22 protein-coding genes and 2 tRNA genes are annotated in these 25,429 nt (G+C 65.6%); 13 read left to right on the plus strand and 11 right to left on the minus strand.

Annotated elements, in window-relative coordinates:
* Positions 1-207: 207 nt before the first annotated feature.
* Positions 208-414, minus strand: coding sequence for a DUF6035 family protein (locus PYV55_RS16355; protein ID WP_407066812.1), 207 nt, complete (start codon positions 412-414; stop codon positions 208-210).
* A gap of 129 nt (positions 415-543) precedes the next feature.
* Positions 544-1,773, minus strand: coding sequence for an elongation factor P maturation arginine rhamnosyltransferase EarP (gene earP / locus PYV55_RS13960; RefSeq protein WP_275852340.1), 1,230 nt, complete (start codon positions 1,771-1,773; stop codon positions 544-546).
* Positions 1,774-2,025: 252 nt separating this feature from the next.
* Between earP and PYV55_RS13965 the strand changes: the two genes are divergently transcribed.
* The 8 genes from PYV55_RS13965 to PYV55_RS14000 all read left to right on the plus strand — a co-directional run bounded on the left by PYV55_RS13965 (position 2,026) and on the right by PYV55_RS14000 (position 11,430).
* Positions 2,026-4,536 (plus strand): YgiQ family radical SAM protein, encoded by a 2,511-nt coding sequence (locus tag PYV55_RS13965; protein ID WP_275852342.1) that lies wholly within the window; start codon positions 2,026-2,028, stop codon positions 4,534-4,536.
* Positions 4,537-4,579: 43 nt separating this feature from the next.
* On the plus strand, positions 4,580-6,736 hold the full coding sequence (gene uvrC, locus PYV55_RS13970; protein WP_275852345.1) for an excinuclease ABC subunit UvrC: 2,157 nt from the start codon (positions 4,580-4,582) through the stop codon (positions 6,734-6,736).
* Positions 6,737-6,802: 66 nt separating this feature from the next.
* Complete coding sequence (pgsA, locus tag PYV55_RS13975) at positions 6,803-7,369, plus strand: CDP-diacylglycerol--glycerol-3-phosphate 3-phosphatidyltransferase (protein ID WP_275852347.1); 567 nt, start codon at positions 6,803-6,805, stop codon at positions 7,367-7,369.
* Positions 7,370-7,439: 70 nt separating this feature from the next.
* On the plus strand, positions 7,440-8,531 hold the full coding sequence (locus PYV55_RS13980) for a tartrate dehydrogenase (protein WP_275852349.1): 1,092 nt from the start codon (positions 7,440-7,442) through the stop codon (positions 8,529-8,531).
* A gap of 286 nt (positions 8,532-8,817) precedes the next feature.
* Positions 8,818-9,090, plus strand: a complete 273-nt coding sequence (locus tag PYV55_RS13985) for an HU family DNA-binding protein (RefSeq protein ID WP_275852351.1) — start codon at positions 8,818-8,820, stop codon at positions 9,088-9,090.
* Between the two features lie 57 nt (positions 9,091-9,147).
* Positions 9,148-9,223: transfer RNA gene (locus tag PYV55_RS13990), tRNA-Val, on the plus strand.
* Between the two features lie 147 nt (positions 9,224-9,370).
* Positions 9,371-11,287 (plus strand): SurA N-terminal domain-containing protein, encoded by a 1,917-nt coding sequence (locus PYV55_RS13995; RefSeq protein WP_275852353.1) that lies wholly within the window; start codon positions 9,371-9,373, stop codon positions 11,285-11,287.
* 67 nt (positions 11,288-11,354) lie between these two features.
* Positions 11,355-11,430 (plus strand) — tRNA-His (locus tag PYV55_RS14000).
* A gap of 746 nt (positions 11,431-12,176) precedes the next feature.
* Here the strand turns inward: PYV55_RS14000 and lexA are convergent.
* Positions 12,177-12,851: a transcriptional repressor LexA gene (gene lexA / locus PYV55_RS14005; protein WP_275852355.1), complete on the minus strand. Its 675-nt coding sequence runs from the start codon at positions 12,849-12,851 to the stop codon at positions 12,177-12,179.
* Positions 12,852-12,984: 133 nt separating this feature from the next.
* Here lexA and PYV55_RS14010 point away from each other — a divergent pair, with 133 nt between their 5' ends.
* Positions 12,985-13,938: an asparaginase gene (locus tag PYV55_RS14010; protein ID WP_275852357.1), complete on the plus strand. Its 954-nt coding sequence runs from the start codon at positions 12,985-12,987 to the stop codon at positions 13,936-13,938.
* Between the two features lie 93 nt (positions 13,939-14,031).
* On the opposite strand, the gene adk is transcribed toward PYV55_RS14010, so the two are convergent.
* The 6 genes from adk to PYV55_RS14040 form a co-directional block, all read right to left on the minus strand.
* Positions 14,032-14,688 (minus strand): adenylate kinase, encoded by a 657-nt coding sequence (gene adk, locus PYV55_RS14015; RefSeq protein WP_275852359.1) that lies wholly within the window; start codon positions 14,686-14,688, stop codon positions 14,032-14,034.
* Positions 14,689-14,773: 85 nt separating this feature from the next.
* The gene (gene kdsB, locus PYV55_RS14020; RefSeq protein ID WP_275852362.1) at positions 14,774-15,622 is read right to left on the minus strand and encodes a 3-deoxy-manno-octulosonate cytidylyltransferase; all 849 of its coding nucleotides are present in this window, start codon (positions 15,620-15,622) and stop codon (positions 14,774-14,776) included.
* Entirely contained in the window at positions 15,619-15,801 is a 183-nt protein-coding gene (locus PYV55_RS14025) for a Trm112 family protein (RefSeq protein ID WP_275852365.1), read from the minus strand. The genes kdsB and PYV55_RS14025 overlap by 4 nt, the downstream gene beginning before the upstream one ends.
* 38 nt (positions 15,802-15,839) lie before the next feature.
* A complete protein-coding gene (lpxK, locus tag PYV55_RS14030) occupies positions 15,840-16,925 on the minus strand; it encodes a tetraacyldisaccharide 4'-kinase (RefSeq protein WP_275852368.1) in 1,086 nt (361 codons plus the stop codon).
* A 43-nt stretch (positions 16,926-16,968) separates the two neighbouring features.
* Positions 16,969-17,406, minus strand: coding sequence for an ExbD/TolR family protein (locus PYV55_RS14035; RefSeq protein ID WP_275852371.1), 438 nt, complete (start codon positions 17,404-17,406; stop codon positions 16,969-16,971).
* Positions 17,407-17,445: 39 nt separating this feature from the next.
* On the minus strand, positions 17,446-18,090 hold the full coding sequence (locus PYV55_RS14040; protein ID WP_275852374.1) for a MotA/TolQ/ExbB proton channel family protein: 645 nt from the start codon (positions 18,088-18,090) through the stop codon (positions 17,446-17,448).
* 396 nt (positions 18,091-18,486) lie between these two features.
* On the opposite strand from PYV55_RS14040, the gene xseA reads away from it, so the two are divergent.
* Positions 18,487-19,821 (plus strand): exodeoxyribonuclease VII large subunit, encoded by a 1,335-nt coding sequence (gene xseA / locus PYV55_RS14045; protein WP_275852377.1) that lies wholly within the window; start codon positions 18,487-18,489, stop codon positions 19,819-19,821.
* 85 nt (positions 19,822-19,906) lie between these two features.
* Positions 19,907-20,488 carry a superoxide dismutase gene (locus PYV55_RS14050; protein WP_275852381.1) on the plus strand — a complete coding sequence of 194 codons (582 nt, stop codon included), beginning with the start codon at positions 19,907-19,909 and terminating at the stop codon, positions 20,486-20,488.
* 68 nt (positions 20,489-20,556) lie between these two features.
* Here the strand turns inward: PYV55_RS14050 and PYV55_RS14055 are convergent, their stop codons facing one another.
* Both PYV55_RS14055 and PYV55_RS14060 read right to left on the minus strand, forming a co-directional pair.
* On the minus strand, positions 20,557-21,027 hold the full coding sequence (locus tag PYV55_RS14055) for a DUF192 domain-containing protein (protein ID WP_275852383.1): 471 nt from the start codon (positions 21,025-21,027) through the stop codon (positions 20,557-20,559).
* Between the two features lie 126 nt (positions 21,028-21,153).
* Entirely contained in the window at positions 21,154-21,366 is a 213-nt protein-coding gene (locus tag PYV55_RS14060) for a hypothetical protein (RefSeq protein WP_275852386.1), read from the minus strand.
* A 191-nt stretch (positions 21,367-21,557) separates the two neighbouring features.
* Between PYV55_RS14060 and icd the strand changes: the two genes are divergently transcribed.
* Together icd and PYV55_RS14070 are read left to right on the plus strand one after the other, a co-directional pair.
* Positions 21,558-22,817 (plus strand): NADP-dependent isocitrate dehydrogenase, encoded by a 1,260-nt coding sequence (gene icd / locus PYV55_RS14065; RefSeq protein ID WP_275852389.1) that lies wholly within the window; start codon positions 21,558-21,560, stop codon positions 22,815-22,817.
* Between the two features lie 133 nt (positions 22,818-22,950).
* The gene (locus tag PYV55_RS14070; RefSeq protein WP_275852391.1) at positions 22,951-25,305 is read left to right on the plus strand and encodes a putative bifunctional diguanylate cyclase/phosphodiesterase; all 2,355 of its coding nucleotides are present in this window, start codon (positions 22,951-22,953) and stop codon (positions 25,303-25,305) included.
* Positions 25,306-25,429 lie beyond the last annotated feature (124 nt).

The raw sequence follows: 25,429 nt of genomic DNA on the forward strand, positions 1-25,429 counted from the left end.
CAAACGGATTGCTCCTTTTCCAGAAGCTGCCGGCGCTTGCTACATATGGGCTAGTGCAGTGTTCGACGCTATCTGCGACATAAAACCGCGTCTTTTCGGCCTGGGCCGCGTTGCAAATCCTCGCGATACCACCCGGTATCGCTGCGGTTTGCGCCTTGCCCAGACCAAAAAACCATCGGTTTTATTTGTCGCATAAAGCATCAAACACTACACCAGGCGGCTAAGGGTTGAACAACCAGACCAGCAACCCTCTCCCTCCCGGAGGTAGAACTCCTGTCGCTCGGCGATGACGCGGATGTAGGTCGTGGAGAGCTGAATCTCGAAGGCCATCCGCAGGTCGCCGAATTTGGCCTGAACATCTGGTCTGCGCCACTCTCCGATGGAACCCTTCCAGGTCTCCTCAGTCTTCGGCAGGGAGAACTTCGGATCGCAATGGCCTTGGCGTAATCGTCACCAATCGCTTCGGCGGCCCTGATCGTCTCTCCGCTGTCCATATCGAGGACTTCGGGGATTTCGGGATTTTCAACCGCCAGGGTTTGCCATTCACTCGTGCCGTGAGGATACGGTACTCTGTTTTTTGGCAAAGTGTTTCTCCTGCACGAAGCGCAAGAGCTGCGTGACCAAGTCGTCCTGAGCCAGCAGGCGTGCGCGTGCGGCCTGGGTGCAGGCGCGCCATTCGGCAAGCGTCTTCGCGTCGGGCAGTTGCAGCGGCGCGCTTTCTGTGCCGGCGATGCCGTTCCAGCACGCATGAAAGCGCCGCAGCGTGGGCGGGGCCTCGAGCCAATCCAAAAAGGCGTAGAGCTTGCTGTGGTGCGCGTCGTCGTGCTGCGGGTAGATTTGCCACACGAAAGCCTCGCCGGCCCAGAGCGCGCGCACGAGCGAATCCTCGCCGCGCACGAGGTTCAGGTCGCAGGCCCAGAGCATCTCGTCGAACGCGGCTTGCGGGCGCGGCGGGAGGTATTGAATCGATAGCTGCCCGCGCTTGCTGCATGAGCCTTCATCGGCATTTTGACCCATATTTTGCAGCGCCGCCCGCACTGCCGAGGTGGCGCGCCCGGGCGTCACGAGCAGCTGCGTGGGGTGTTCTTCGTGTTGTGCGCATTGCGCGAGCAGCTGCGCGAGCGCGGGCGGCTCGTAGCAAAACAGCGAAATCCACCACCGAGCATCCCGCTGCGCCAGCGTCGCATCCGGCGCCTGCGCGGCGCGCCAGGCTGCGCGGTCGAAGCGCGCCTGGCGCGGCAGCAGATCGGGCTCGCGCAGCAGGCCGCCGGTCGCCGGCGTGAAGCCGGGGTAGAAAAACCAGCGCGTCCAGCCCGCCGCAGGCCCGTGCAGGATGGGCGAGGGCAGGCCGTGGTTGCGCTCCACGTAGCTTTGCGCCGACAGGTATTCGAGGTTGATCCACACCGGCGCGCGAGATTCATGGTCGTTTTGGCCGCTAGCCTTTGTTGTACGTGCGCAATAAGCTATGAATTCAGGATCAATTTCGCAGCCGAAGGCTTCGACGAGCACGTCGGGTGGCGGCTCTTGCGGCGTGGGCGGGGGCGCACCCCAGCGGCGCAGCTGCACGCCGGGGCAGCCCTCGGGCGCCAGCCACGCGAGGGCCGAGGCGTCGTCCACCCACAGGCGCACGCGCTGCCCGCGCCCGGCCAGCTGCGCCGCGAGCCGCCAGCACACGCCGATGTCGCCGTAGTTGTCGATCACGCGGCAAAAGATGTCCCATTGCAGGGTGGGCGGGGTGAGCGGGGTGGAAGGGGCGGAGCTTGGGCTTGGCATGGCGAACGATGGTAGTCGCAGTGGCGGCCGCAGCATTTTGTGGGCGACGCGCTTGCGGGCGGGCAACACCACGGATGTGCGCCTGGCGTGCACCCGGCAGGCGGGCAAGCCCATAGCCGCGCCGTGGGCAGGGGCAAAACCTTACACTCGCGCCCTCTGCGCCGTGCATCGTGCGTGCGCAGCGGTGCTTTTGCCACGCGGCGTGCGCTGCACCGCCATTGCCCGCAGCCCCGCCGTCCCCATCTTGTCCCCATGAACGCGCCCCTGGACGTCTCCTTTTTCCCGCGCCCGGCCAAGCCGCTGACCAGCTACAAGCCATACTGGGCCAAGCGCTTTGGTACTGCGCCTTTTCTGCCCATGAGCCGGGCCGAGATGGATGCGCTCGGCTGGGATTCGTGCGACGTGATCCTGGTGACGGGCGACGCCTACGTCGATCACCCGAGCTTCGGCATGGCGGTGATCGGGCGCGTGCTCGAGGCGCATGGGTTTCGCGTGGGCATCATCGCCCAGCCCGATTGGCACAGCTGCGAGCCGTTCAAGGTGCTCGGGCGCCCCAATCTGTTCTGGGGCGTGACCGCGGGCAATATGGATTCGATGATCAACCGCTACACGGCCGATCGCAAAATCCGCAGCGACGACGCCTACACGCCCGGCAACGTCGCGGGCCGGCGGCCCGACCGCGCGGCCATCGTCTATAGCCAGCGCTGCCGCGAGGCGTACAAAGACGTGCCCATCGTCCTGGGCGGCATAGAGGGCAGTCTGCGGCGCATCGCGCACTACGATTATTGGAGCGACAAGGTGCGCCGCTCCATCGTCGTGGACAGCAAGTGCGACCTGCTGCTGTACGGCAACGCCGAGCGCGCGCTGGTCGAGGTGGCGCACCGCCTGGCGCGGCGCGAACCCGTGGAGCGCATCACCGACGTGCGCGGCACGGCCTTCGTGCGCCGCGCGTCCACCCTTGCCGGTGAACCCGCCTGGTTCGAGATCGACTCGACCGAGGTCGATCGGCCCGGCCGCATCGACGCGCACCTGAACCCCTACCTGACCACCGCCGAGCAGGCGGCGATGCAAGGCGCTTCTTGCGCGGCTGTGCAGGAGCCGGGGTCAGACAAAGACGCTTTTGATAACATAGCTTCTAGCGCAGATGCAGCAAGCGCTAGAGGCCAATTTGGCACTGAAACCCCGGCCCAGCCCCTGCGCTTCGTGCCGCGCGCCAATTCCGCCGTGCCGCGCGAGCGCTGTGTGATCCGCCTGCCGAGCTACGAGCAGGTCAAGGCCGACCCGGTGCTCTACGCACACGCGAGCCGCGTGCTGCACCTCGAGACCAACCCCGGCAACGCGCGCGCGCTGGTGCAGGCGCATGGTGAAGGCGCCACGGCGCGCGACGTGTGGATCAACCCGCCGCCGATTCCGCTCACCACGGCCGAGATGGACTGGGTGTTCGGCCTGCCCTACGCGCGCAGCCCGCATCCGGCCTACGCCGACGAGCGCGGGCGCCACGACGGCGCAACCAAGATCCCCGCGTGGGAGATGATCCGCTTTTCGGTCAACATCATGCGCGGCTGCTTTGGTGGCTGCACGTTTTGCAGCATCACCGAGCACGAGGGGCGCATCATCCAAAGCCGCTCGGAAGATTCGATCCTCCACGAGATCGAAGAGGTGCGCGACAAGGTGCAGGGCTTTACCGGCACCATCTCCGACCTGGGCGGGCCCACGGCCAACATGTACCGCCTGGGCTGCAAAAGCCCCGAGATCGAGGCCGCGTGCCGCAAACCCAGCTGCGTCTATCCCGACATCTGCCAGAACCTCGGCACTGACCACGGCCCGCTGGTCCGCATCTACCGCCGTGCGCGCGCATTGCCGGGCATCAAGAAGGTGCTGATCGGCTCGGGCCTGCGCTACGACCTGGCGGTGCGCTCGCCCGAATACGTGAAGGAGCTCGTGCAGCACCATGTCGGCGGCTACCTCAAGATCGCGCCCGAGCACACCGAGCAGGGGCCGCTGTCGAAGATGATGAAGCCCGGCATGGGCAGCTACGACCGCTTCAAGCAGCTGTTCGACCAATACAGCCGCGAGGCGGGCAAAGAGCAGTACCTGATCCCGTACTTCATCGCCGCGCACCCCGGCACCACCGACGAAGACATGCTCAACCTGGCGCTGTGGCTGAAGAAAAACGGCTTTCGCGCGGACCAGGTGCAGGCGTTTTACCCCAGCCCCATGGCCAGCGCCACGGCCATGTACCACACGGGGCTGAACACGCTCAAAGGCGTGCACCGCGACAGCCGCGCCGAGCGCGTCGATACCGTCAAGGGCGAGCGCCGCCGCCGTCTGCACAAGGCCTTTTTGCGCTGGCACGACCCGAACAACTGGCCGCTGCTGCGCGAGGCGCTCAAGGAAATGGGCCGCGCCGACCTGATAGGCAACGGCAAGCAGCACCTGATCCCGACCTGGCAGCCCGCCACCGACGGCGCCTACCAGAGCGCGCGGCGCAAAAATTCGACCCCGTCGGGCGCTGCGACCAAGGCCCCGGCGGCGCCACCGAATGCGCTCCCGAAAAAGAAGCTGCCTGCGCAGACTGCACCTGCACAAGGGCGCATTTTGACCCAGCATACCGGGCTGCCGCCGCGTGCGCAGGTGAGTCCGCCAAAGAGTCCGCCAAAGAGCCCGCAGACGATTCCCGAAGGTGCGCGCCAAGCCGCATCCAACGCTCCGTCCAAAGCGGCCCCCCAGAGCGCGCGTGCGCCGCGCCGTGGCAAGTCCTGACGTGCCCGGTGCGGCGCGCGCCACCGTTCCGTCCTTCGCCCCCATGTCTGCCGCGCCTGCCACCTCTGCCACCTCTGCCGAAGAACTGTTCACGCAACTGCAAAGCCAGGCCGCTGCCCTGCCCGAGCTGCCCGGCGTGTACCGCTACTTCGACGCCAGCGGCGCGCTGCTCTACGTGGGCAAGGCGCGCAACCTGAAAAAGCGCGTTTCAAGCTACTTCAGTCGCAGCCACGACGGCACGCGCATTGGCCACATGGTGGGCAAGATCGTGCGCATGGAGACGACCGTGGTGCGCTCCGAGGCCGAGGCGCTGCTGCTCGAAAACAACCTCATCAAGACGCAGCACCCGCGCTACAACATCCTGTTTCGCGACGACAAGAGCTACCCTTTCTTGAAGCTCACGGGCGTGGCAGAGGCGGGCGGGCCGGTGCAGGCGCCCGAGCAGCAGTTTCCGCGCCTCGCGTACTACCGCGGCGCGATCGACAAAAAGCACCGCTACTTCGGCCCCTACCCGAACGGCTGGGCCGTGAAAGAGACGATCCAGCTGCTGCAAAAAGTGTTTCGCCTGCGCACCTGCGAAGACACGGTGTTTGCCAACCGCACGCGACCCTGTCTGCTCTACCAGATCAAGCGCTGCTCGGGCCCCTGCGTGGGCGCGATCACGCCCGCGGCCTACGCGCAGGACGTGCAGCACGCCGAGGCGCTGCTGCGTGGCCAGACGCAGGAATTGCTGCAGGAGCTCGAAGCGCGCATGCTCGCGCACGCCGACAAGCTCGAATTCGAGCAGGCTGCCGAACTGCGCAACCAGATCACGGCCCTGGCGCGCGTGCTGCACCAGCAGGCCGTGGAGACGGCACCCGACCAGGACGTGGACATCCTCGCCGTGCGCGTGCAGGGCGGGCGCGCCTGCGTGAACCTGGCCATGGTGCGCGGCGGCCGCCACCTGGGCGACCGCGCCTACTTTCCCCAGCACGTCGAAGACGCCGCGGCGTTGTGGGCATCGGGCGAAGCCGAGGAAGCGGGGGAGGGTGCGGATGCCGCGGAGGGTGCGCATGCGGTCGAAGCCTCAGCACAAGCCGCCGAGGTGGAGCAGGGCGGCGCGGTGCTGGCCGCCGCGCGCACCATCGAGGCGCAGGTGCTCGAAGCCTTCATCGCCCAGCACTACCTGGGCGTGCCCGTACCGCCCGTGCTCGTGACCAGCGCGCCCGTCTCGGCGCAGCTCTTGCAGGCGCTGGCCGAGCAAAGCGGCACGCGCGTGCACGCCGTGCACCAGCCGCGCGAGCAGCGCCGCGTCTGGCTCGAAATGGCGCAAAAAAATGCCGACCTGCAGCTCGCGCGCCTGCTCGCCGAAGAAGGCTCGCAGCAGGCGCGCACGCGCGCGCTCGCCGAGGCGCTGGACCTCACGGTGCAGGACCTCGACGCGCTCACGATCGAATGTTTCGACATCTCGCACACTGCGGGCGAGGCCACGCAGGCGTCGTGCGTGGTGTTCCAGCACCACAAGATGCAGCCTGGCGAATACCGGCGCTACCGCATCGAAGGCATCACCGGCGGCGACGACTACGCGGCCATGCGCCAGGTGCTGCAGCGCCGCTACGGCAGGCTCGCCGAAGCCGTGCGTGTGGGGGCGCAGGCTGCGACGGAAGGTGCGGCGGGCGCGGATGCTGCCGCTCCGGACCCGGAGCAGGGCAAGGAGCAGGGCAAGGAGCAGGGCAAGGAGCAGGGCGGGGCGCCCGGCAAAACCCGCGCACGGCTGCCCGACCTGGTGCTGATCGACGGCGGCAAGGGCCAGGTAGGCGTCGCGCGCGAGGTGTTCACTGCGCTGGGGCTAGACATTGCGCGCATCGTCGGCGTCGAAAAGGGGGAGGGCCGCAAGGTCGGCCTTGAGGAACTCGTGTTTGCCGACGGGCGCGAAAAGATCGCGCTCGGGCACGATTCGGCGGCGCTGCTGCTGGTGGCGCAAATCCGCGACGAGGCGCACCGCTTTGCCATCACCGGCATGCGCGCCGCGCGCGCCAAGGTGCGTGTGGGCGGCGGCCGGCTCGAAGAAATCCCCGGCGTGGGCCCGAAAAAGCGCGCACGCCTGCTGCAGCGCTTCGGCGGCGTGCGCGGCGTGGCCGAGGCCAGCGTCGAAGACCTGTGCACGGTCGAGGGCATCTCGCGCGCGCTGGCCGAAACGATTTACCACGCGCTGCGCTGAGACTGTGTGAACGAACCCGCCATGCGCGGGCAGCGGCAGGCATGGTGCCATGCCACAATCGGCGCCATGTTCTGGACCACGCCCACCCTCATGACCTGGACGCGCATCGTCGCGATTCCCTTGATCGTGGGGGTTTTTTACGTGCCCCTCGAGCCGGCCACGCGCAACCTCATCGCCACCGTGCTGTTCATCGTGTTCGCCATCACCGATTGGCTGGACGGCTACCTTGCGCGCAAACTGGGACAGGTGTCGGCGTTTGGCGCGTTTCTCGACCCGGTGGCGGACAAATTCCTGGTTTGCGCTGCGCTGCTCGTGCTCGTGCATCTGCAGCGCGCCGATGTATTTGCCGCGCTCATCATCATCGGACGTGAGATCGCCATTTCGGCGCTGCGCGAATGGATGGCGCAGATCGGCGCGAGCAAGAGCGTGGCCGTGCACATGCTGGGCAAGGCCAAGACGGCCGTGCAGATGGTTGCGCTGCCGTTTCTGCTCTACGACGGCACGCTGCCCGGCGGCCTGGACACGCGCGTGTGGGGCCACTGGCTGCTGTGGCTTGCGGCCGTGCTCACGGTCTGGTCCATGGTCTATTACCTGCAAAAAGCCCTGCCAGAAATCCGCGCGCGGGTGCACTGAAAATTCAAGCTATTTTGCCGATTTGTGCTTATCCGACCTGCACAAGCAGCTATCTTTCAAGGAGTAATCAATGCCCACCCATCGCATCGCCGTGATCGCCGGCGACGGCATAGGCAAAGAGGTCATGCCCGAAGGCCTGCGCGTGCTCGACGTGGCGGCGCGCAAGTTCGGCATCGATCTGCGCTTCGACCATTTTGACTTTTCGAGCTGGGACTATTACGAAAAGCACGGCCAGATGCTGCCCGGCGACTGGAAGGCGCAAATCGGCGGCCACGAGGCGATCTACTTCGGCGCCGTGGGCCGGCCCGACAAAATCCCTGACCACATCTCGCTGTGGGGCTCGCTGCTGCTGTTTCGGCGCGAGTTCGATCAATACATCAACCTGCGCCCCGCGCGCCTCATGCCCGGCATCACCGCCCCTGTGGTGCGCCGCGACGGCAGTGCGCGCCTGCCGGGCGAGATCGACATGCTCATCGTGCGCGAAAACACCGAGGGCGAATATTCGAGCATAGGCGGGCGCATGTTCGAGGGCACCGAGCGCGAAATCGTCATGCAGGAGAGCGTGATGAGCCGCTTCGGCGTCGATCGTGTGCTGCGCTTTGCGTTCGAGCTCGCGCAATCGCGCCCGAAAAAGCACCTGACCAGCGCCACCAAGTCCAACGGCATCGCCATCACCATGCCCTACTGGGACGAGCGCGTGGCCGAAATGGCCAAGGCCTACCCCGACGTGCGCGTGGACAAATTCCACATCGACATCCTGACCGCGCACTTCGTGCAGCGGCCCGACTTTTTCGACGTGGTCGTGGCGAGCAACCTGTTTGGCGACATCCTTTCCGACCTCGGGCCGGCCTGCACCGGCACCATAGGCATCGCGCCCAGCGCCAACCTCAACCCCACGCGCGCCGCGCCCTCGCTGTTCGAGCCCGTGCACGGCTCGGCGCCCGACATCGCGGGCAAGGGCATCGCAAACCCGATCGGGCAGATCTGGAGCGGCGCGCTCATGCTCGACTTTCTCGGCTACCGCGCCGCGCACGATGCCATCCTCGCCGCCATCGAGGCCGTGCTAGCCCCGCACAGCGGCGGCCCGCGCACGCCCGACCTCGGCGGCAAAGACCGCACGCAAGACCTGGGCCGTGCGATCGCCGAGCAGCTTGCTTCTTGAGTGTCCATCCGGGTTTACCCCTGCGCGGCCCCGCGGCGGGCCACGCCGCTGCAGCGTTTTGCCGCCGTAAATGCGACTAAAATCGCGCCCCATGCCCGCAAGCAATGCGCGTGAAGCCGGGCCCGTGGCCGGTGATTGACACTGGGCGGATCGCTGGCTTTAATCCGATACGGTATGCGCTGTCGGATGGTCTGGGCGGCTTCCCTGTGGTGCAAGCACTTTGTGCGAACCCCGGGTGCTTCCCCTGCTACAGGACATTTCCCCCATCTTCTGCAAGAGGTTTTTCGTGAACAAAACCGAACTGATTGATCACATCGCCAACGATGCCGATATTTCCAAGGCCGCAGCCACCCGTGCGCTCGAGTCGGCGGTCGAAGCCGTCAAACAAACGCTGAAAAAAGGCGGCGCGGTGTCTCTGGTCGGGTTTGGCACGTTCTCCGTGGGCAAACGCGCCGCGCGCGTGGGGCGCAATCCGCGCACCGGCGCTGAGATTAAAATCAAGGCTGCCAAGGTTCCCAAGTTCCGCGCAGGCAAGGCGTTGAAGGACGCCATCAACTGACTGCCACGGTTCGTCACCCGGCGCATTCATGGCGCACAAGGATTCAAGGTTCAAGTGGGGTGCTTAGCTCAGTTGGTAGAGCGGCGCCCTTACAAGGCGTAGGTCGGCGGTTCGAGCCCGTCAGCACCCACCACTTCAACCCCCCAGCATTTCCCACCTCAGGCAAAAGGCGAACACGGGTTCGCCTTTCGTTTTCTCCCGCTCCCCTACGCCTATACAGCACAGTGCGCAGGCCCCCGGCCCCACTGGCCCAAAGCTGCGCCCCCAGGAAAGATCGATCATGCTAGAAGCCATCCGCAAGCACTCCAAAATCGTGATGCTCTTGCTGTTCCTGCTGATCATTCCCTCGTTCGTGCTGGTGGGCATCAACCGCAACTATTTTTCCGAAAAAAGCCCCGTGGTCGCGCGCGTCGATGGCCACGACATCACGCAGGCCGACTGGGATAACGCGCACAAGATCGAAACGGACCGCATCCGCGCGCAGGCCCCATCGATTGACCCCAAACTGCTCGACTCACCGCAGGCGCGCTACGCCACGCTAGAGCGCCTCGTGCGCGAGCGCGTGCTGCAGGCCGCCGCGCAAAAAATGCACCTCGTCGCGAGCGACAGCCGCCTTGCGCGCAGCCTGCAGGAAATCCCCGCGATCGCCGCGCTCAAGCGCCCCGACGGCAGCCTGGATGCCGCCGCCTACCGCGCCCTGGTCGGCGCGCAAGGCATGACGCCCGAGGGTTTCGAAGCCATGGTGCGGCGCGACCTCTCGGTCAACCAGGTGATGGCCGGCGTCATGGGCTCGGCCTTTGCCACGCCCGCGCAGGCCAAACCCGCGCTCGACGCACTCCTGCAGCGCCGCGAAGTGCAAATCGCGCACCTCGACGCCACCGATTTCGCCAGCCGCGTTATGCCCAGCGACGCCGACTTGCAGACTTACTACAAAACCAATAGCGGCCAATTCCAGCAGCCAGAGCAGGCCAGCGTGGAATACGTGGTGCTCGACCTCGACAGCGTGGCCGCCGGCATCAGCGTGAGCGAAGACGATCTGCGTAGCTATTACCAGGAAAACCTGGCGCGCCTGGGCAGCAAGGAAGAGCGCCGCGCGCGCCATATCCTGATCCAGGCACCCAAGGACACGCCTGCGGCCGAGCGCGCCAAAGCCAAGGCCCGCGCCGAGGAATTGCTCGCCCAGGTGCGCAAGAGTCCCGCAAGTTTTGGCGAACTGGCAAAAAAATTCTCCGACGACAAGAGCTCCGCGACCCATGATGGCGATCTGGGCTTTTTTGCGCGTGGCGCCATGGTCAAGCCCTTTGAAGACGCGGTGTTTGCGCTCAAAAAAGGCGAGCTCAGCGGTGTCGTTGAGTCCGACTTCGGCTACCACATCATCGAGCTTACCGACATCAAACCCGCCAAGGTGCCGAGCTTCGAGGAATTGCGCCCCAAGCTGGAAGCCGAACTGCGCCAGCAGCAAGCCCAGCGCAAATTCGCCGAAGTGGCCGAGACCTTCAGCAACACCGTCTATGAACAGCCCGACAGCCTGCAAGCCGTGGCCGACAAGCTCAAACTCAAGATCCAGACGGCCACGGGCCTGGGCCGCATCCCCGCTGCGGGCGCGAACGGACCGCTCGCGAACGCCAAGTTCCTCGCGGCCTTGTTCTCTGCGGACGCTATCGAGAAAAAGCACAACACCGAAGCCATAGAAGTCGGCCCGAACCAACTCGCTGCGGGCCGCATTCAGGCGTACACACCTGCGCAGACCTTGCCTTTCGAGCAGGTGCGCGCCCAGGTGCAAAAACTCTACGTCGCCGACAAAGCGGCCGAACTCGCGCGCAAGGAAGGCGAGGCACGGCTTGCCGCCTGGAAGGCCAAGCCCGACAGCGCCACGGGTCTGAGCGCCGCCCTGCTGCTGTCGCGCGAGCAGCCGCAAAACCAGCCGCGGGCCATCGTTGACGCCGTATTCCGCGCGCCTGCCGAATCCTTGCCGGCGTGGGTCGGTGTGGCTCTGGGTGCGCAAGGCTACGCGATCGTCAAAATCAACGCGGTCAAGCCTCCCGAGCCCGCCAATGAGCAAGCCGTACGCCAACGCCTCGCGCAATTCACCCAGTGGTGGGGCAGCGCCGAAGGCATGGCCTACTACGAATGGCTCAAGGCCAAATTCAAGGTACAGATCAAGGCGCCGCGCCCCGAGCCGCTCCCGCAGGGCTGAAAATTCGCAGGAAACGCCGCCGCAATCCGGCCATGGCGCTCGCGGCGGGCTATAATGCGCGGCTACGGTGGCTGTAGCTCAGTTGGTAGAGTCCAGGATTGTGATTCCTGTCGTCGTGGGTTCGAGTCCCATCAGCCACCCCAAACAAACAAAGGGAACCACGCTATCTAATGGATAGCGTGGTTTTTTCTTTTCCGTCCGATGTAAGGGCGGATGTAAGACGATTTCGGTAATCCAGTCTCAGCCCCGGCAGCAAACCCACTCTGGCGGTCGATGTTGCTCAGGTGTAAAACATCTGGCTCAAATTTGCGTCGGCATCACGCCAAAAAATGGCTCAGTTTTCGGTCGGCGTCAACACCGCTCGCTGGCAGCCAGGCGTTCGAGCGTCGCGCAGACGTCCGCCATGCGTCCGGAAATGGCTATGCGGGTTTCGTTTTCAGTGCACGCTGCGGGGCGAAAAATGCGCACGCTTTGTGGCGTGGTAGCGCCAGCGCTGCTTCGTGCACGGGGCGTAGATGTTCGTGGCGTGCAGCCTGGCTGGGGCGGCATGCTGCGGCGGCCGAGCGGAACGGAAAACCGGACGCGGTAGGCCTGCTGGTGCGGGTGTGCTGGGACGGGCAAGCCAGGCGGGCGCGGCAAGGTGCGCGCCAAACTGCGGGTGCGCAGTCGTTTTTGCAGCCCATACAGGTGTTCGGTCAGGGCGGCGAGGGTGAGCAGGGCGATTCCCATGTGAAACTCCATGAAAGAGGTTGGACACAGGCAGGATTGCAAGAGGCGCGATGCGGCCCTCCAGGGTCGGCAAAGTCGATGGGGTGTGTGCAAATGACTGGTGTGCAACCCCACCGTTTGCCAGACGCCCGCCACCTGAGGGGTGCCGGCAAAATCGGCGCTACATGAGCAAGCTGTTGCGTATCAGCCCCACGGCCAGGCCTTCGACGTCGAAAGGTTCTCCGGGCTGGACGGTGATGATGGGGTAGTCGGGGTTTTCAGGGAGCAGTTCGACCATGTCGGCACTGCGGCGCAGACGTTTGACGGTGACCTCGTCGCCCAGGCGCGCGACGATGATCTGGCCGTTGCGCACGTCGCGCGTGGCCTGGACGGCGAGCAGGTCGCCGTCGAGGATGCCTGCGTCACGCATGGACATGCCGCGCACTTTGAGCAGGTAGTCGGGCTTGCGTGCGAACAGTGTGGGCTCCACCGCGTACGTGCGGTCGATGTGCTCTTGCGCCAGAATCGGCGAGCCAGCGGCGACGCGGCCGACCAGCGGCAGTACGAGCTGCGCGAGTTCTGCGATCGGCAGGCTGAACTGCTTGTCACGTGCGGCGTTGAGGTGGCGCAGGGCCTCGCTGCGCAGGCGGATGCCGCGCGAGGTGCCGCTGACGAGTTCGATCGCGCCCTTGCGTGCCAGCGCCTGCAGGTGCTCTTCGGCGGCGTTGGCGGACTTGAAGCCCAGTTCTGTGGCGATTTCGGCGCGCGTGGGTGGCGCACCGGTGCGCGCCATGGTGTTTTGGATCAGGTCGAGAATTTGCTGCTGGCGCGCGGTGAGTTTGGGCTGATCGGACATGGAGGGCTCCACACGAAGAGGGCTGGAAGAAGGCTGGAAGAAGACCGAGACTGTAAGCAGGGCCCCGGCGGCAAGATCAATTTGTATGTTTATACAGTAGCTGTATTTTTCAACAGTTTTTTGGAGTGCGCAAGTGGGAGCGGAAAAAATTGTCGTGTTGGGCACGGGAGGCACCATTGCGGGGACGGCAGGCGCAGGTGTAGGTGCGGGTGGTCTGGATTACCGCGCGGCGCAATGGGGCATCGCGCAGCTGCTGGCCGCGGTGCCGGGCGTGCGTGAGGCGGCAGGCTGCGCGCTGGAGGCGGAACAGATCGCGCAGCTCGACAGCAAGGACATGGACGTGGACACCTGGCGCCGCCTGGCGCTGCGCTGCGCCGAGCTGCTGGCCGACCCGCTGGTGCGCGGCGTGGTGATCACGCACGGCACGGACACCATCGAAGAAACGGCGTGGTTTTTGCACCAGGTTCTGGCAGCGCACAAGCCCGTGGTGCTGACCTGCGCAATGCGGCCCGCGACGGCGCCTTTCCCCGATGGTCCGCAGAACCTGCTGGACGCCGTGGCCGTGGCGCGCACGCCGGGCGCGCAAGGGGTGGTGGTCGTGGCGGCGGGCGTGATCCACGCGGCGCAATGGGTGCAAAAGGTGCACCCTTACCGTCTCGATGCGTTCAGTTCAGCAGACGTCGGCCCGCTCGGCTGGGTCGAGGAGGGTGTCGTGCGTTTGGCGCACAATTGGCCGCAAACGCAGGTGCATCAAGCACAAGAAGCTATCGAAAAAGTAGTTCGTGGCGGCACGTGGCCGCGTGTCGAATTGGTGTTCAGCCATGCGGGAGCGAGTGGCGCCATCGTCGAGGCGCTGGTGCAAGACGGTGTGCACGGACTGGTGGTGGCGGCAACGGGCAATGGCACGGTGCATGCGGCGCTCGAAGCGGCGCTGTTGCGCGCACAGGCCGCGGGCGTGCGCGTGCTGCGTGCGACGCGTTGCAACGAGGGGCAACTGTTGCCGCGGCCGAGCGACGCGCTGCCCGCCGCGACTGGCCTCTCGCCGGTCAAGGCGCGTATTACGCTGCTGCTCGATTTGCTGCAGTGAAGCCCTCAGCGCACTGCAGCGCGCGACCAAAAAAACGAAAGGCCCGCAGGGGGCCTTTCGTGGAGAGGGAAAGAACGCGTAGTGCTCAGCTTCTCAGCCTGCCAACGCCTGCAGCACGCGCGCGGTGATTTCCTCCACGCTGCCCAGGCCGTTGATGACGCGGTATTGGGGGGCGTTGGCCGCATCCTGCTCGGCCCAGCGGCGGTAGTAGTCGACCAGGGGGCGCGTCTGTTCGCTATAGACTTGCAAGCGCTTGCGCACGGTTTCTTCCTTGTCGTCGTCGCGCTGCACCAGGTCTTCGCCGGTGACGTCGTCCTTGCCGGGAACCTTGGGCGGGTTGAACTTGATGTGGTAAGTGCGACCGCTCGCGGGGTGTGAACGGCGGCCGCTCATGCGCTCGATGATGGCGTCGAAGGGCACGTCGATTTCGAGCACGTAGTCGATCTTGACGCCTGCGGCCTTGAGGGCGTCGGCCTGTGCAATCGTGCGTGGAAAGCCGTCGAACAAAAACCCCTTGGCGCAATCGGGCTGGGCGATGCGTTCCTTGACCAGGCCGATGATGATGTCGTCGTTGACCAGGCCGCCCGAATCCATCACGGCTTTGGCCTGCAGACCCAGCGGCGTGCCGGCTTTGACGGCGGCGCGCAGCATGTCACCCGTGGAAATTTGCGGAATGCCGTATTTTTGGCAAATGAAGGTGGCCTGGGTGCCTTTTCCGGCGCCGGGCGGGCCGAGCAGGATCAGTCGCATGGGTTGGAGTTCCTCGAAAATGTCAATCGGATGTCGTTTGCCTTCGAGGATAGCATGGCATGGCGCCGCCACGCTGTGGGCGGCATCAGCCGAGCAAGGCGCGCACCCGCTGCAGATCGGCGGGGGTATCGACCCCCGCGGCGGGTGCGTCGGTGCTGAGGTGCACGGCGATGCGGTGGCCGTGCCAGAGCGCGCGCAGCTGCTCGAGCGCCTCGACCTGCTCGGTCGGCGCGGGCGCCAGCGTGGGGAACTGGCGCAAAAAGCCCGCGCGGTAGCTGTAGATGCCGATGTGGCGCAAGGGTGCAAAGCCCGCAGGCAGCGCATGCGCTGCGGCATTTGCAGTAGTGCTGGAAGTGGTCTGCCACCAGGCCGTGCCCGCGTGGTCGCGCGCGTACGGGATCGGGGCGCGGCTGAAGTAATGCGCGAGGCCGCGCGCATCGAGCACCACCTTGACCACGTGCGGGCTCAGGTAGTCATCCAGGCTGGTGATCGCATGCGCGGCCGTGCCCATGCTCGCCTCGGGGTGCGCGGGCAGCAGCGCGGCCACGGCGGCTATGAGCGCGGGCGGGATCAGCGGCTCGTCGCCCTGCACGTTGACGACGATGTGCTCGCCGTCCAGACCGAGCAGGGCGCAGGCTTCGGCCAGGCGGTCGCTGCCGCTCGGGTGCGCGGGGTGCGTCAGCACGGCCTCGACGCCGTGCGCCGCGCAGGCCTGCACGATGGCCTCGTCGTCGGCCGCCACGACCACGCGCGTGGCGACGCTTTGCGCCGCGCGCCGCGCCACACGCACCACCATGGGCAGACCCGCGATGTCGGCCAGCGGTTTGTTGGGCAGACGGCTGGACGCAAGGCGCGCCGGGATCAGTACGGTGAAGGGCGAGGTTGCAGAAGTGGCAGAAGTGGCTGGCCGGGCAGGGGCCGTAGCTGCGTTCACCGCTGCAGCTCCTCGTCGCTGAGCGTGCGCGCTTCGGCTTCGAGCAGCACGGGAATGCCGTCGCGCACGGGGTAGGCCAGGCGCGCGCTGTGCGAAACCAGCTCCTGGCGTTCGCGGTCGTAGCTCAGCGGGCCTTTGGTGACGGGGCAGACCAGCAGTTCGAGCAGTCTGGAGTCCATGGGGCTGGCGGGCGGGGGCGGGGGGGCTATGGTGGAGGTCATGGATGCGATGGAGGTGGGCTCTGTGGCGCGGATTGTGCCCCTTCCCGCACCCGTAGCGATGGCGCAAGGCGCGCGTCGAGCAGCGCAAAAAACGCGGACGGCAGGTCGAGCTCGAGCGGCACGGCCAAAACCTCGGGGTAGCGGGGCCAGAGTTTGACCGCGTCTTTTTCGGTACAAATCAAGGTGTAGCCATTGTCTGGCGTGCACTGCCAGCTCTCGTAATCGTAGTGATCTGGCAGGGACTCGGTGCGTGCGAGCGTCAGCCCCTGGGCACGCAGCATGGCGAAAAAGCGTTCCGGGCGGGCAATCGCGGCGACGGCATGCAGGACCTGGCCGCGCAGGCTCGCCAGCGGCACCGTGCTGCCGTCGGCGCGCAGCGCGCAGCGTGCGAGCCGGCGTTGCAGCGCAAAGGCGGGGGCGGTGCCGGGTGCAGTGCTGTGTGGCGGTGTGCCTGCGTACAGCACCGCATCGACCGGGCGCGGCCAGGGCTCGCGCAAGGGGCCGGCGGGCAGCAAAAAGCCGTTGCCCACGCCTTCTTCGTTGAACACGCAGATTTCCAGGTCGCGCGCCAGCGCCAGGTGCTGCAGGCCGTCGTCGCAGACGATCAGGTTGACCTCGGGATGCTGGGCGCGCAGCGCACGCGCCGCCTCGACACGCCGGCGCGCCACGAACACCGGCACGCCGCAGCGGCGTGCGAGCAACAGCGGCTCGTCGCCGACCTCGGCGGCGCTGCTTGCGGGCGTGACGGCGCGGCAGTCGCCTTCGCCACGGCCAGCGCTGCGCCCGTAGCCGCGCGCGACCACGCCGGGGCGCCAGCCCTGGGCCTGCAAATGCTGGAGCAGGGCCATGACCGCGGGGGTCTTGCCCGCGCCGCCGGCGATCACGTTGCCCACGACGATCACGGGGCAGCCGGGATGCGCCGGGGCGAGCGCTCCACTGCGGTACAGCGCCCGGCGCAGCCGCACGAGCGCGCCGTAGAGCAGCGACAGCGGCCACAAGGCCCAGGCCGCCCAGCCGCGCCGCAACCAGATGCGGCGCAGGTGCGTGGCAAGCGGGGGGCGTTGGAAGGAGGGACTTGGCATGCCTGGGGCGAGCGAAGGCGCGCGCCAGCAACGGGCGCAGCGCTCAGCGCGCCGCGGCCGAGGGTTGCGTGGCGAAGGTGATCTGCGACAGGCCCACGCGCCGCGCGGCTTCCATCACGCTGATTACGGCCTGGTGCGGCGCGGTGGCGTCGGCGCTGATTACGAGCACGCTGTCGCGCCCGACGGCTGCAGCTTGCGCATTTGCCGCCTGCGCGAGTGCTGCGGCGACCGCGTCCACGCTCTTGCCGTCCACGGCCGTCTTGTTCACGGCATAGCGCCCATCGGCGGCCACGGCGACGATGATCTCGCGCGGACGGTCGCGTTGTTGTTCGGCGTCGGCCACGGGCAGGGTCAGTTGCAGTTCGGTGAACTTGCTGTAGGTGGTGGTGAGCATCAAAAAGATGAGGATCACCAGCAGCACGTCGATGAACGGGATCAGGTTGATCTCGGGCTCGTCCTTGGGGCGGGGGCGGAAGTTCATGGCCGGCAGCTCGCAGGGCTTTTCAGTGCGCGGGGCTTGTCAGTGCGCGTTGCGGCGCAGCAGATGGCGCAGAAACTGCTCGGACGCAAGCTCCATCTGCAGGATGTAGGCATCGACGCGGCCGCGGAAATAGCGCCAGAAAATCAGCGACGGAATGGCCACGATGAGCCCAAAGGCCGTGTTGTAGAGCGCCGTGGAAATGCCATGCGCGAGCAGCACCGGGTTGCTCGAACCCATGCCGCCACCCGCAGCGCCTGCGCCAGCCTGAGAGCCAAAAATCTCGATCATGCCGATCACCGTGCCGAGCAGCCCCAGCAGCGGCGCGGCCGAGGCGATGGTGGCGAGTGCGTTCAGGTATTTTTCGAGCCGGTGCGCCACCGCGCGGCCCGCGCCTTCCATCGCGGCGCGCAGTTCCGTCTCGCCTGCGCGCGGGTTGCTCAACAGCACGCGCAAGCCGCTCGCGAGCACTTCACCGAGCGCCGAGTTGTGTGCGAGCTGGTTCACCACGTCGGGGGCGGGCACACTTTTGGCCGAGACGGCAATGGCTTCGTCGAGCAGTTTGGGCGGGGCGACGCGCGCGGTTTTGAGGGCCACGAAGCGCTCCACGATCAGCGCCAGCGCGAGGATGGAGCAGATGATGAGCGGCCAGATGGGCCAGCCAGCGGCTTGTATGATCGACAGCAATTCTCTCTCCACGTGCATCAGGGCAGGCGGCGATTATGGCGCAGCAGGATGGCCAGCCCGCAGGGGGCCATGGCCCGTGCGCTGGCCGCTCCCCATTCGAACAAGTTGACGATGCCTCGCGTTTGACGGCTTTCCGGTCACCCACAGTTTCTGTGGATAACTTTGTGGGTAAAGCCCTGGAGAGCACCCAAAAGCCCGCGCCGTGCCATGCGTCGATCAGAATGATGAAAAATTACGCAGTAAATATCGCTTATAAATCAATGGGTTGCACGTGTTCTCGCGGCTTTCCAGGGTTGGGTGCTGCTCTGCAATTCGCAGCTGCCGGGCACGCTGTGCTGTGGAATAGTGCGTATTTTGGCTTCCGCGCGTCGGTTTGCGTCGATGCTGGGGTGTGCCATGCCTGAGCTTTTCGCGGCGGACGGCGCGGCGCGGGTCTGGGAGGTCGGGGCCTTGTGCCGCGCCGTGGCCGACGCGCTCGAGGCGCGCTTCAACCCGGTCGCGGTGCGCGGCGAGATCAGCGGCTTTGCGCGCGCCGCGAGCGGGCATTGCTACTTTGCCATCAAGGACACGCAGGGCCAGCTGCGTTGCGCCATGTTTCGCCGCGCCGCGAGCCTGCTCGACTTCGCGCCGCGCGACGGCGAACTGGTCGAGCTGCGCGGGCGCCTGGGCGTGTACGAGGCGCGTGGCGACCTGCAGCTCATCGTCGAGAGCATGCAGCGCGCCGGACAGGGCGCGCTGTTCGAGCAGTTTTTGCGCCTCAAGGCCAAGCTCGAAGCCGAGGGCCTGTTCGACGCCGCGCGCAAGCGTCCGCTGCCGCTGCTGCCGCGTGGCATAGGCGTCGTGACTTCGCTGGGCGCGGCGGCGCTGCACGACGTGGTGAGCGCGCTGCGCCGCCGAGTGCCGCACATTCCCGTGGTGCTCGTGCCTGCGCTCGTGCAGGGCGCGGGGGCACCGGCATCCCTCATTGCTGCGCTCTCAAAGTTGTATCTGCTTGCGCAGGCTGCAAGCCGACAAGAGGCCGATTTGGCTGTAAATATACCGCCGGGCGCACCGCCCATCGACGTGATCCTGCTCGTGCGCGGCGGCGGTGCGATCGAAGACCTCTGGGCCTTCAACGACGAGCAGCTCGCGCGCACCATCGTGCAAAGCCCGGTGCCCGTGGTCAGTGGCGTGGGGCACGAGACCGACTTCACGATCGCCGATTTTTGCGCCGACCTGCGCGCGCCCACGCCCACGGCTGCGGCCGAGCTCGTGGCGCAGCCGCGCTCGGTCTGGCTGGGCGCGCTCGACCTGCTGCAACAGCGCCTGGCCGACGCCGTGCAACGCCAGCTCGACGCGCGCTGGCAGCGGCTCGACCAGGCGGCGGCGCGTCTGGGGCGGCCCTCGGCCTTCGCGGCACGCGCGCAGCTGCGGCTTGCGCAGCAGGCGCAGCGCCTGCGCCATGCGATGCTCCTTCATTTGCAGCATCTCATGCACATGCAACAAGCGCTGGAGACCGATCTTGGGCAAAAAACACGGCTGCGCCTCGCACGCGAGCACGAGCGCCTCGAGCGCCTCGCGCTGCGCCTGGAACTGCTGGACCCGCAGCAGGTGCTGCAGCGCGGCTATGCGCTGCTGAGCGACGCGCGCGGCCACGTGCTCACGAGCGCGCACGCCGCGCACCCCGGCGACGCCGTGCGCGCGCGCCTGGCCGACGGCACGCTGGACCTTTTGGTCGCACCGCCGCACTGATTGCCGATTCCTTTCTACAATCACTGCTCGCCCGCGCCTCCCGGCCCGTTCCGGGCCCACCCACTCCATCGAAAGGAAATCGACCATGGAACACAAACTGCCCCCGCTGCCTTTTCCCATCGACTCGCTCGCTCCCCACTACAGCCAGGAAACGCTCGAATACCACCATGGCAAGCACCACAACGCCTACGTGGTCAACCTGAACAACCTGCAAAAAGGCACCGAGTTCGAGAACATGGCGCTCGAGGACATCATCAAGAAGTCCAGCGGCGGCATCTACAACAACGCAGCGCAAATCTGGAACCACACTTTTTTCTGGAACTGCATGAAGCCGCAGGGCGGCGGTGAGCCCTCGGGCGCGCTCGCGGCGGCCATCAACGCCAAGTTCGGCTCGTATGCGGCATTCAAAGAGGCTTTCGTGAAGTCGGCCGTGGGCAACTTTGGCTCGGGCTGGACCTGGCTCGTGAAAAAGCCCGACGGCACGGTGGATATCGTCAACACCGGCGCGGCCGGCACGCCGCTGACCACGGCCGACAAGGCCTTGCTCACGGTCGACGTGTGGGAGCACGCCTACTACATCGACTACCGCAACCTGCGCCCAAAATTCGTCGAGACCTTCCTCGACAAGCTCGTCAACTGGAAGTTCGCGGAAGAAAATTTCGCCTGAGCTTTGCACACTCCCCAACAAAAAACGGCCTGCGGGCCGTTTTTTTCTGGTTCGAATGCCATGGGGAATCAGGGTCGCGCGAACGGCGCCCCGCCCAGTTTGAAGCCCGGCTTGATGCCGTGGCGTGCGAACCAGCCCTGGTTCATCTCGAGCACGTAGCGCACGGGCTCGGCTGAACAATGCGAATTCGTGGTTTGCGGCTGCATGTCGGCCAGGTTGACGATGCTGCCGTCGTCGCGCACGAAAGCCGCCGTGAGCGGCAGCAGCGTGTTCTTCATCCAGAAGCACTGCTGCGCGGGCTGTTCGAAGACGAACAGCATGCCTTCGTGCGTGGGCATCTGCTTGCGCCACATCAGGCCGATCTCGCGCTGCTCGGGCGTGAGCGCCACCTGTGCGTCGATGCGGTACATGCCGGCCGTCAGTTCCACATGCTGCAGATCGAGCTGCGGCGTCTGCGCGCGCGCGGCGGCCGAGCCGAGGAAAAGAACGACGAACACCAGGCGACGCAGGAGGATGGCAAAAGCGGGATGGGTGGGCATGGGAATCCGTGTTGGTGAAGCTGAGGAGGGGGTCGGAAAGGTCCAGCCAAAAAAAATCGCCCGTAAAGGGCGATTTTGCGGGATTTGCCAAGCACCGGCATGCTGCCAGCGCTGGAAAATGCCCGATCAGGAGGCCTTGGCAGCAGCCTTCTTGGCGTGCTTCTTGGCCTTTTTGTGGGTGGCCTTCTTGGCGGGGGCCTTTGCGGGTGCTGCAGCAGCGTCTGCAGCGGGAGCGGCAGCAGGAGCAACCGGAGCGGGTGCAGGAGCAGCAGCGGGGGCTTGAGCGAACGCACCGGCAGCAAACACGGCGGCCATCAAGGGGGCGAGGAGTTTTTTCATATATGCCAAATCCTAGATTGAACGGAAAATTACGAGGGGTGAAACCGTGCGAAACACCGCGCGGTCTCAGCTATAACGATAGCAGTTTCCAGGGCGTTGACCGGCGCTGGCTGAAAATTTTTTGTCGGTAGAATGCCCGGGCCAGAGGGTATCCCCTCGTCTTTTCCAGCACTCTCACGGAGACCCCGTTCATGACCAGCTACCAGCACATCAAAGTGCCCGCGCAGGGCCAAAAAATCACCGTCAACGCCGACATGTCGCTCAATGTGCCGGACCAGCCCATCATTCCATTCATCGAAGGCGACGGCACGGGCGTGGACATCACGCCGGTGATGATCAAGGTGGTCGATGCCGCAGTGGCCAAGGCCTATGGCGGCAAGCGCAAGATCCAGTGGATGGAAGTCTATGCCGGCGAAAAATCCACCAAAGTCTATGGCCCCGACGTGTGGCTGCCCGAAGAAACCCTGCACGCCGTGCGCGACTACGTCGTCTCTATCAAAGGCCCGCTGACCACGCCCGTGGGCGGCGGCATCCGCTCGCTCAACGTGGCGTTGCGCCAGGAGCTCGACTTGTACGTGTGTCTGCGCCCGATTCAGTATTTCGACGGCGTGCCCTCGCCTGTGAAAGAGCCGCACAAGACCGACATGGTGATCTTCCGCGAGAACTCCGAAGACATCTACGCCGGCATCGAGTTCGAGGCCGAGTCTGACAAGGCCAAGAAGCTCATCAAAATCCTGCAAGAAGAATTCGGCGTGAAGAAAATCCGCTTTCCCGCGACCTCGGGCATTGGCATCAAGCCTGTCTCGCGCGAGGGCACGGAGCGCCTGATGCGCAAGGCTGTGCAGTACGCGATCGACAACGACAAGCCCAGCGTGACCATCGTGCACAAGGGCAACATCATGAAGTTCACCGAAGGGGGCTTCCGCGACTGGGCCTATGCGCTCGCGGCGCGCGAGTTCGGCGCTGAACTGATCGACGGCGGCCCGTGGATGAAGTTCAAGAACCCGCGGACGGGCAAGGAAATCACCATCAAGGACAGCATCGCCGACGCCTTTCTGCAGCAAATCCTGCTGCGCCCGGCCGAATACTCGGTGATCGCCACGCTGAACCTCAACGGCGACTACGTCTCCGACGCGCTTGCCGCGCAGGTGGGCGGCATAGGCATCGCCCCTGGCGCGAACCTGTCGGATTCGGTCGCCATGTTCGAGGCCACGCACGGCACTGCGCCCAAGTATGCGGGCAAGGACTACGTGAACCCCGGCTCGGAAATCCTCTCGGCCGAGATGATGCTGCGCCACATGGGCTGGGTCGAGGCGGCGGACGTCATCATCGCTTCGATGAAGAAGGCCATCCTGAGCAAGAAAGTGACCTACGACTTCGCGCGCCTCATGGAAGGCGCAACGCAGGTCAGCTGCTCGGGCTTTGGGCAAGTGATGATCGACAATATGTAAGGGCCAAGCAGCCGCACCCGGTGCGGCTTGCGCAAAGCCCCGGCATGTATCTCTGCCGGGGCTTCGTTTTTGGTGCGTCACGCCAAAAATGTCGAAACTTTTTTTGTTGCAAACAAGGTAGCCGTTGGGGCGTATGGCTAATTCACCTCGGGCCAGGTTCGGTCACAGGTATTTCAAAGACTGGGGTGCCAGTCTGGAGCGCTTGTGGCCGGGTTTGCTGCCAGGCCTGCTCGTGGCCTTGGCCGGTGGGGCCCTGGGCTACTGGCTGAACAGCGGCGCCGTTGTCGCGCTGTCTCTGATGCTTGCGGTGCTGGTGGTTCTGCTGTGGCGCCAGCATCTGCAGGTGCGTGATTCCGAAGCTGCCTTGCAAGCGAGCGAGCAGCGCTTTTTGCGCTTGTTCGACCAGGCCGCCGTGGGGATCAACCTCACCGATACGCGCACGGGCCGTTTCGAGCGCGTGAACCAGCGCTTTTGCGACATCGTCGGTTACCCGATGCAAGAGCTGTTGCAACTCGACTTTGCGCGCATCAGCCACCCCGACGAGCTGGCGCAGGACTTGGCGCAGATGCGGCGTCTGCACGCCGGTGAAATCAGCGAATTCCGCATGGAAAAGCGCTATTTCCATAAAAGCGGACGCGAAATTTGGGTGGACCTGAGCGTTTCAGCACTGTGGGAGCAGGGCGCCACGCCCGACTACCACGTGGCCGTGGTGCAGGACATCACGCAGCGCAAGCAGATGGAGCAAGCTCTGCGCGAGAGCGAAAGCCGCCTGCGCATGGTGCTGCAGCGCCTGCCTGTGGGCGTGTGTTTGCTGGAAGCCGATGGGCGCCTGAGCTACCGCAACGAGGAGTTCGTGCGCATCAGCGGTTACACCGAGCAAGAGGTGCCCACGCTAGCCGCCTGGTGGGAGCATGCCTACCCTGACCTGGCCCAGCGTGCCCATTACCAGGAACTGTGGCAGCAGCTCGCGCATGTGGCCGCAACGAGCGATGGCATCATCGCCGGGGCAGAGTACCTGATCCATTGCAAGGACGGCCGTCAGCGCCCGGTCGAAGTCACGGGGGTGCCGCTGGAAGAGCGCATGTTGGTGTCCATGCTCGACCTGAGCGAGCGCAGGGCCGCAGCAGAAGAAATCCACAACCTGGCCTTTTACGACCTGCTCACGCAGCTGCCCAATCGCCGCCTGCTGCGCGACCGGCTGCAGCAGGCGCTTGTGACTGCTTCCCGCCATGGTGCGCTGGGCGCGCTGCTGCTGCTCGACATCGACGACTTCAAGACGATCAACGAAACCAAGGGACACGAAAAAGGTGACGCGCTGCTGCGCCAGGTCGCGCAGCGTCTGCGCGAGGTCGTGCGTGCCGACGACACCTTGGCGCGCCTCGGGGGCGACGAGTTCGCCGTGCTGCTGGAGGACCTCGGTGACACGGCCAGTGAGGCTGCGGCATGCAGCGGCGAGGTGGGCGAAAAAATCCTCGCTGCGCTGCGCAAGCCTTTCGATCTCGATGGCGAGATGCACCACAGTTCGATCAGCATGGGCATCACGGTGTTCAGCGGCCAGGATGCCGCAGAAACCGTCAATGAGCTGCTCAAGCGTGCCGACCTTGCCATGTACCAGGCCAAGGCGGCCGGGCGGGACACGCTCTGTTTTTATGAGCCTGCCATGCAAGCCTCGGTCACGGCCCGTGCCGCGCTCGAGGCCGACATGCGCTCGGCTTTGGCCGATGGCCAGTTCGTGCTCTACTACCAGCCGCAGTGGGAGCGTGAGCGCATTGTCGGGGCCGAGGCGCTGCTGCGCTGGCTGCATCCGCGCGATGGTTTCGTCTCGCCCGCGCAGTTCATCCCGCTGGCCGAGCAGTCGGGCTTGATCGTGCCGCTGGGCACCTGGGTGCTGCAGCAGGCCTGCGCGCAGCTGGTGCGCTGGGCGCAGGAGCCGGCGCTGGCGCAGCTCACCCTGGCCGTGAACGTGAGCCCGCGCCAGTTCCGGCAAACCGACTTCGTGGCGCAGGTGCTGGCGGCATTGGCAAGCCACGGCACCGACCCGCGCCGTCTCAAGCTCGAGTTGACGGAGGGGCTGCTGCTCGAAGACACCGAAGCCACCATTGCCAAGATGGGCGAGCTCAAGCGCTACGGCGTGGGCTTTGCGCTCGACGACTTCGGCACGGGGTATTCGTCGCTCGCCTACCTCAAGCGCCTGCCGTTCGACCAGCTCAAGATCGACCAGAGCTTCGTGCGCGACGTGCTCACCGACCCGAACGACGCGGCGATTGCGCGCACCATCGTGGCCCTGGGCGCGAGCCTGGGCCTGAGCGTGATGGCCGAGGGGGTGGAAAGCGAAGCGCAGCGCGCCTTTCTGGAGCGCCATCAGTGCCACAGCTGGCAGGGTTACCTGCTGGGTCGCCCCATGCCTGTGCAGGACTTCGAGCACACCGTGCGTGCGCAGGTGCAGGCGCAGCAGGGGCCGGAGCGTGGTGCGGATTTCTCGATTTGATAGCTGCCAGCGCTTGTCCGACAAGCGTTAGAGGCATTTTTCATGTTGAAAATGGCAAGCGGGTATCATGCGCGCCCATCTCGCAATGCCCGCGCCGTGTACGTGTCGGTCGCAGTGCACTGAC

The sequence above is a fragment of the Extensimonas soli genome (assembly GCF_029211265.1).
GTDB classification, from domain to species: Bacteria; Pseudomonadota; Gammaproteobacteria; order Burkholderiales; family Burkholderiaceae_C; genus Extensimonas; species Extensimonas soli.